Annotated in this window: 8 protein-coding genes; 4 read left to right on the top strand and 4 right to left on the bottom strand. The window is 74.6% G+C overall.

Annotated elements, in window-relative coordinates; translation table 11 throughout:
* Positions 1–45: 45 nt before the first annotated feature.
* A complete protein-coding gene (locus ACZCAH_RS11165; protein ID WP_015776602.1) occupies positions 46–723 on the bottom strand; it encodes a Crp/Fnr family transcriptional regulator in 678 nt (225 codons plus the stop codon).
* A gap of 159 nt (positions 724–882) precedes the next feature.
* Here ACZCAH_RS11165 and ACZCAH_RS11160 point away from each other — a divergent pair, with 159 nt between their 5' ends.
* From ACZCAH_RS11160 to ACZCAH_RS11145, 4 genes are all read left to right on the top strand, one after another.
* Positions 883–1587, top strand: coding sequence for an endonuclease III domain-containing protein (locus ACZCAH_RS11160; protein WP_464341145.1), 705 nt, complete (start codon positions 883–885; stop codon positions 1585–1587).
* Positions 1584–2270 carry an NUDIX hydrolase gene (locus ACZCAH_RS11155; RefSeq protein WP_464341144.1) on the top strand — a complete coding sequence of 229 codons (687 nt, stop codon included), beginning with the start codon at positions 1584–1586 and terminating at the stop codon, positions 2268–2270. The genes ACZCAH_RS11160 and ACZCAH_RS11155 overlap by 4 nt, the downstream gene beginning before the upstream one ends.
* 211 nt (positions 2271–2481) lie before the next feature.
* The gene (locus ACZCAH_RS11150; protein ID WP_329746423.1) at positions 2482–2868 is read left to right on the top strand and encodes a cold-shock protein; all 387 of its coding nucleotides are present in this window, start codon (positions 2482–2484) and stop codon (positions 2866–2868) included.
* Positions 2869–2873: 5 nt separating this feature from the next.
* A complete protein-coding gene (locus ACZCAH_RS11145) occupies positions 2874–3749 on the top strand; it encodes a DUF3027 domain-containing protein (protein WP_464341143.1) in 876 nt (291 codons plus the stop codon).
* 133 nt (positions 3750–3882) lie between these two features.
* Here the strand turns inward: ACZCAH_RS11145 and ACZCAH_RS11140 are convergent, their stop codons facing one another.
* Genes ACZCAH_RS11140 through ACZCAH_RS11130 form a run of 3 tightly spaced genes read right to left on the bottom strand, consistent with a single transcriptional unit; the run spans position 3883 to position 6883 of the window.
* Positions 3883–5073 (bottom strand): DNA polymerase III subunit delta', encoded by a 1191-nt coding sequence (locus tag ACZCAH_RS11140; RefSeq protein WP_464341200.1) that lies wholly within the window; start codon positions 5071–5073, stop codon positions 3883–3885.
* 5 nt (positions 5074–5078) lie between these two features.
* Positions 5079–5813, bottom strand: a complete 735-nt coding sequence (tmk, locus tag ACZCAH_RS11135; protein ID WP_464341142.1) for a dTMP kinase — start codon at positions 5811–5813, stop codon at positions 5079–5081.
* Positions 5810–6883: a Gfo/Idh/MocA family protein gene (locus ACZCAH_RS11130; RefSeq protein WP_464341141.1), complete on the bottom strand. Its 1074-nt coding sequence runs from the start codon at positions 6881–6883 to the stop codon at positions 5810–5812. The genes tmk and ACZCAH_RS11130 overlap by 4 nt, the downstream gene beginning before the upstream one ends.
* Positions 6884–6886 lie beyond the last annotated feature (3 nt).

Here is a 6886-nt window from a genome sequence, read left to right as displayed (position 1 = left end):
GGGGAGGCGGCGCGCTCGGCGGCCAGGAGTGCTGGAGAGAGCGGGTCAGCGGGCGCGGCGGCGCAGACGCTCGACGTCCACGATGAGCACTGCGCGGGCCTCGAGCCGGATCCAGCCGCGCGAGGCGAAGTCCGCGAGGGCCTTGTTGACGGTCTCGCGGGAGGCGCCGACCAGCTGGGCCAGCTCCTCCTGGGTAAGACCGTGGGCGACCATCACGCCGTCGTCGGTCTGGCGACCGAAGCGCTGGGCGAGGTCGAGGACGTTCTTGGCGACGCGGCCGGGGACGTCCGCGAAGACCAGGTCCGCGAGGGACTCGTTGGTCTTGCGCAGGCGACGGGCGAGCGAGGCCAGCAGGTGGCGACCCACCTCGGGACGCTGCGCGAGGACCCGGTAGAGGTCCTGCTGCGAGAGCGAGTACAGGGTGGACTCGGCGACGACGGTGGCGGTCGCGTTGCGCGGCGCCGGATCGAAGAGCGACAGCTCGCCGAGGGTCTCGCCCGGGCCGAGCACGGCCAGCAGGTTCTCGCGGCCGTCGCCCGAGGCGTGCCCGACCTTGACCTTGCCCGAGCCGATGATGAAGAGCCGGTCCCCGGGATCGCCCTCGCGGAAGATGATGGCGCTGCGGTGGTAGTCCTCCTGCTTCATCGACGCCAGCACGGCCTGCTTGCCGTCCTCGTCGAGCGCAGCGAACAGCGGCGACGACCGTACGATGTTCTCGTCCACGGAACCTCCTGATGGTGGGGTCCCGGTGCGCCGGGACCGTGCTGTGCTACCCATTGTGAACCATGCGACCACCAGCGGTGGGCGCTGTCACACGTTGTGGGAACACTATCGCGACTGCGGCGCGGAGGCTCGTCACCCGTCGATCGAGGAGCCCATCGGATGAGCGCGCAGCCAGCGGACCGGGCCGGGAGAGCGCCTGTCGGGCCGCCCGCGGACCCGGCCGTCGTGGACGCCCTGCTGATCGCCGCGCACCCGGACGCGCGCACCGAGCTCGACCATCGCGATGCCTTCGAACTGCTGGTCGCGACGATGCTCTCGGCACAGACGACCGACGTGCGGGTCAACGCCGTCACCCCCGAGCTGTTCTCCCGCTGGCCCGACGCCGCCGCCCTCGCCGGTGCCGACGAGGCGGAGGTGACCGCGATCCTCGCCCCGCTCGGGATGGGCCCCACCCGGGCGCGTCGCGCCGTCGGCCTCGCCCGCGGTCTGCTCGACCGGCACGACGGCGAGGTGCCCGATGACCAGGCCGCCCTCGAGGCCCTGCCCGGGGTGGGCCGCAAGACCGCGCACGTGGTGCGGGGCACCTGGTTCGGGCACTCGCTGCTCGCCGTCGACACCCATGTGGGTCGGCTCGCGCGGCGGCTCGGCTGGACCGCGAACACCGACCCGCGAGCGGTCGAGGAGGACATCGTCACCGCAGTCGGCGGGGAACCCGAGCCGGGCGGCGCGAAGCCGATGGACCTCACGACGCTCTCGCTGCGGCTGATCCTCCACGGCCGACGGGTCTGCCTCGCCCGCGCGCCCCGTTGCACCCGGTGCGTCCTCGCCGACATCTGCCCGAGCGCTCCCGGCGCGGCCGCATGAGCGCCGGGACCGAGCTGCCGGAGGCGGCCCGCTTCCTGGCTCCGCTCGCGGACGGGGCCCGTCGCGGCGAGGTCCTCGTGCCGCGGGAGGAGGATCCGCGGGCGCCGCGTCCCGGCGCGGGCGGCCCGCGGCGCAGCGCGGTGCTGCTCCTGATCGCGGGCACGGGCCTCGAGGACGCCGCGCTCGTCCTCGAGGAGCGCGGCCACGCCCTGCGCTCCCAGCCCGGCCAGTTCTCGCTCCCCGGCGGCGGCATCGACGCCGACGATCCCAGCCCTGTCCACGCCGCGCTGCGGGAGGCGCACGAGGAGACGGGCCTGCACCCGGCCGAGGTGGAGGTCCTGGGCGCCTTCGCCCCTATCCCCATGCCGTGGCGCGACCAGCGGGTCACCCCGGTGCTGGGCTGGGCACCGCGGCGGCCGCGCCTCGGCGTGCAGGACCCCGTCGAGGTCGAGCGGGTGGTCTGGGCGCCGCTGCGCGGCCCGGGCTCGCTCACCGATCCCGACCGCCGCTTCCGGGGCGCCCTCGGCGATCGCGCCGTCGGCCCCGTCTTCGACCTGCCCGACGGCGCCTTCGTGTGGGGCTTCACGGCGATGATCCTGGATCGGGTGCTCACCGAGCTCGGCCTCGAGGGGACCCCGTCGGGGGCGCCGACGGTGCAGATCCCGCCCGCCTTCCGGCGCTGAGCGACGGTGCGACCCCGACCTCGGCGTGTGCCCCCTCACCCGGGCCCCGGCGGCGGCGCCCGCGGCACTGCACAGCCCGGGTCGCTCCGGTAGACTCGACCCTTGCCGGACCGTCTCCGGCGCCCTGGGGTGCAGGCGAGTCCGGTTCGGTCCGTCGCGCGCTCGGGTGACCACCCCCGATTCACAGCAGAAGACAAGGAATGGGATCCACGTGCCACGCGGCAAGGTGAAGTTCTACGACGCCGAGAAGGGCTTCGGCTTCATCCTCGATGACGAGGACGGGCAGAGCGTGTACGTGCACGCCACGAACCTCCCCGAGGACGTCACGGCCCTGCGCCCGGGTGCCCGCGTGGAGTTCGACATGGTCGACGGTCGTCGTGGCCCGCAGGTCCTCTCCCTCCAGCTCCTCGAGCCCGCCCCCTCCGTGAGCCGGGCGCGCCGCCCCAAGCCCGACGAGATGGCCGGGATGGTCGAGGACCTGATCCGTCTGCTCGACGACGCCTCCAACGGGCTGCGTCAGGGCCGCTACCCCGACCGCGGGCACTCGCAGAAGATCGCCACCGTGCTGCGCGCCGTCGCCGACAACTTCGAGGCCTGAACCGGATGACCCAGCCCACCACCGCCCCCCGTCGGACCCGCGCCGCGCACCCCAAGCTGGACGCGATCGCGGCCGAGGCCGTCGAGCTCGCCCGCGAGGCGCTGCTCGAGGTCACCGAGCCAGGCCAGGTCGGCGAGCACCTCCGCGTCGAGGCGAGCGGGGAGCGGCTGGCCACCCATGTCTTCGAGTGCACCATGCCCGGCTACCGCGGCTGGTCGTGGATCGTCGTGGTCACGCGGGCGTCCCGGGCGAAGGTCGCGACCGTCGCCGAGACCGCGCTGCTGCCGGGGGATGACGCGATCCTCGCCCCCGACTGGGAGCCGTGGTCCGAGCGGCTCAAGCCCGAGGACGTCGGCGCCGACGACCTGCTCCCGTTCCGCGAGCAGGACGTCCGCCTCGAGCAGGGCTTCGAGTCCACCGGGGACGAGGACGAGGACCGCGTGGCGCGGTGGGAGCTGGGGCTCGGGAGGGCGCGCGTGCTCTCCCCGGAGGGCCGCTCCGAGGCCGCCGAGCGCTGGGCCGAGGGCGAGTTCGGTCCCCGGCAGACCTCGAGCCGGGGCCGCCGCGGCACCGTCGCGGCCTCCTGCACGAGCTGCGGCTTCCTCATGAAGCTCTCCGGCTCGCTGCGCACCGAGTTCGGGGTGTGCACCAACGAGTGGTCCCCGGCCGACGGTCGCGTGGTCCATCTCGACTACGGCTGCGGCGCCCACTCGGAGACCGGCCAGGAGGAGCCCGACCGCGAGATCCAGCTCCACGGCGGGGTGATCGACGAGCTCGAGGTCGATCTCGAGCCGCGCGGCGCCGACGAGCAGGCCGCCGAGACTCCGGGCACCGACGAGCAGGCCGCCGAGATCCCCGAGGCGGACTCGCCGGAGGACTGAGCTCCTCGTCCCTCCTCGCCCTCGTGGTGCTCCGCGCCCTCGCGGTACCGACGGGTCATGTTCGGCTCAGTGCCCTGGAGGGAACACCGCCGCACATGACGTGTCGGTCACCAGGGTCAGGGTCCGGGGAAGGTCAGACGAGGGAGACCGCGATCCGGGCGAGCAGCGCCTCGATCGCGAGCAAGGGCGGGACGTTCCCGGCGATGCGTGCCCGGGCTTCCTGCACCGCCTCGAGCAGGGTGAGGGTGATCCGGCCGTCCCCGCGAGCGGCGACCCGTTCGATCTCGGGGGCGACCTCGATGTTCACGAGCTCCCCGCCGGTGCCGAGCTGCCGGCCGAGCACGTCCCGCAGCACCGAGTGCACATCGAGCAGATAGCGATCCAGCACATCCCGCACCAGGCGGGTCTGGCGGCGCTTGGCATCGTCCTCGAGCTGCTTGACCTGGGAGCGCAGCGCCGGTGGGACCTTGCCGTCGTCGATCCCCGCCGAGCGCAGGAAGCGCTCGCGCTCCTCGGCGGCGACCGTGTCGGCGTGCTCCTTCGCCTCCGCCGTCGCCCGGTCCACGAGCCCCTGTGCGGCGAGCACCGCCTCTCCGGCCCCGCGCAGGGCCAGCAGGCTCCGGGCCGCCTCCTCCCGGGCCGCGAGGGAGCCCTCCTGGGTGGCGTAGCGCAGGGCGAGGCCGATGTGGCCCTGGGCGGCGCGGGCCGCGCGCAGGGCGAGCGCGGGATCGACCCCGTCGCGACGCTCGAGCAGCTCCGCGACCACGGCCGAGTCCGGCACCGAGAGCGTCACCAGGCGGCAGCGGGAGCGGATGGTGGCGGCGAGGTCCTCCGCCGAGGGCGCACAGAGCATCCACACGGTCGACGGCGGCGGCTCCTCGATCGACTTCAGCAGCACGTTGAAGGTGCCCGCGCTCATGCGGTCCGCGTCCTCGATGACCAGCACCCGGTGCCGTCCCGTCGCCGGGGCGCGCTGCGCCGTCATCACCAGTGCGCGCACCTCCTCCTTCGCGATGGAGAGCTTGTCGGTCGCGACCACGGTGACGTCGGGGTGGCTGCCCGCGAGCACCGTGCGGCAGGCCCGGCACTCGCCGCAGCCGGTTCCCTGCTCGCACTGGAGCGTCGCGGCGAAGGCCCGCGCGGCCGTGGAGCGGCCCGAGCCGGGCGGTCCCGTGATCAGCCAGGCCTGGGCGAGGGAGCCCTCGGGGGAGGCGGCGCGGCGGAACTGCGCGACCGCGGCGTCCTGCCCGACCACGTCGGCCCAGACGCGCGGCAGCGGCCCGTCCGCGACCCCGGGGGGCGCGACGGTCGCGGCGCCGGTCAGGGGGCTCACGCCTCGTCCCGGTGGCGGGCCGGTGGGGCCGGCTCGAAGGTGGGGTCGAACAGGGCGAGCACCTCACCGACCGAGGCGAGCACCTGGGCGTGCACCTCCTCGCGGGGCAGGGTCCCGTCGATCACCGCGAAGCGCTCCGGGTCCGCGGCGGCGAGATCGAGGAACTCCTGACGGACCGCGGCATGGAACTCGCGCCCGGCTTGCTCGAGGCGGTCCTTCCCCGCGGGGTCCCGGCGGTCATCGAGGGCCTCCGGGGGCACGTCCAGCAGGATGGTGCGGTGAGGGAGCAGGCCGTCGGCCGCCCACAGGGAGAGCGAGCCGATCTCCTCGGGATCCAGTGCCCGCCCCGCGCCCTGGTAGGCGATCGAGGAGTCGAGATAGCGGTCGGCGAGCACGAGACCGCCGCGCGCGAGATGGGGGCGCACCACGGTCGCAATGTGGTGGGCGCGATCGGCCGCGTACAGCAGCGCCTCCGCCCGCGCCTCCATGTGCTCGCCGTGCAGCACCAGGTTCCGGATCTGCGCCCCGAGCGCGGTCCCCCCGGGCTCGCGCGTGGTGAGCACGAGGTCCTCGGCGACGCGGCGCTCGGAAACCAGGTGCTCGCGCAGCAGCGCGATCTGCGTGGACTTGCCGGCCGCCTCGCCGCCCTCGAAGGACAGGAAGGCGCCGCGGCGCGGGGGACGCGGCGCGGGGATGCGCAGGCCGCGGGTGACGTCGATCTGGAGGGTCATGCCCCGGCCTCCCCGGGGTAGACCACGCCCAGCTCGGCACGCACGGCATCCATCGTCTCCATCACCGAGAGGGTATCGGCCCAGCTCATCAGCGGCGACTCGAGCTCCCCGGCGGTGATCCGGCGGGCCGCCTCGGCGATCTCGTAGGCCATGCCGTCCCCGTGGGGCCCGGGATGCTCGACGCGCGCCGTGCGGCCGTCGAGCAGCGTCACGGTGAAGGTGCCGGGGGCGAAGAACGCACCGCCCAGCTGCGCGGAGCCGGCGGTCCCGGAGACCACGGCGGCCGTGGGCGTGCGGGCGCGCAGGGTCGTGCCGAGGCGCGCCATGCCGCCGCGGGCGCCCCGGGCGAGCAGGGCCACGGTTCCGTCGACCCCCGTCGGCGTCAGTTCGCCGCGCACCGCGAGCTCCCCGAGATCGCCGAGCACCATCTGCGCGAAGGAGATCGGGTAGACGCCGAGGTCGAGCAGCGCGCCGCCGCCGAGCTCGGGCGCGTTCATGCGGTGGGCGGGATCGGTGGGCATCGCCTGGCCGTGGTCGGCCGCGACCTCGACGATCTCGCCGAGGATCCCGCTGTCCAGCACCTGGCGGAGCACGTCGTACTGCGGCAGGAAACGCGCCCACATCGCCTCCATCGCGAAGACCCCGCGGTCCCGGGCGAGGTCCAGCAGGTCCCGCGCCTGCGGGGCGTTGAGGGTGAAGGCCTTCTCCACCAGCACCGGCACCCCGGCCTCGAGCACCGGGCGGGTCAGCTCGTGGTGCTGCGCGTGCGGGGAGGCGATGTAGACGGCGTCGATCCCGCCCGCCGAGAGCATGTCCCCGACGCTGTCGTAGGAGCTCTCCACGCCGTGCTCGGCGGCGAAGGCCGCGGCCCGCTCAGCGGAACGGGAGACGACGGAGACGACGCGGGATGCGGTCGCCCGATGCGCGGTCTCGGTGAACTGGGTGCCGATGTGGCCCGGGGAGATCACGCCCCAGCGCAGGCCCGGCGCCGCCGCCGGATCGGGGACGGTGGAAGCGGGCAGGACCAGGTCGGGAAGGGTCCCGCCCTCGCGGGTGTCATCGGCGCTCATGGG

This window comes from Brachybacterium sp. B718/18 (genome assembly GCF_055454375.1).
Note: the sequence above shows the minus strand (reverse complement) of the source record. Positions and strands in the feature narration are given on the sequence as shown.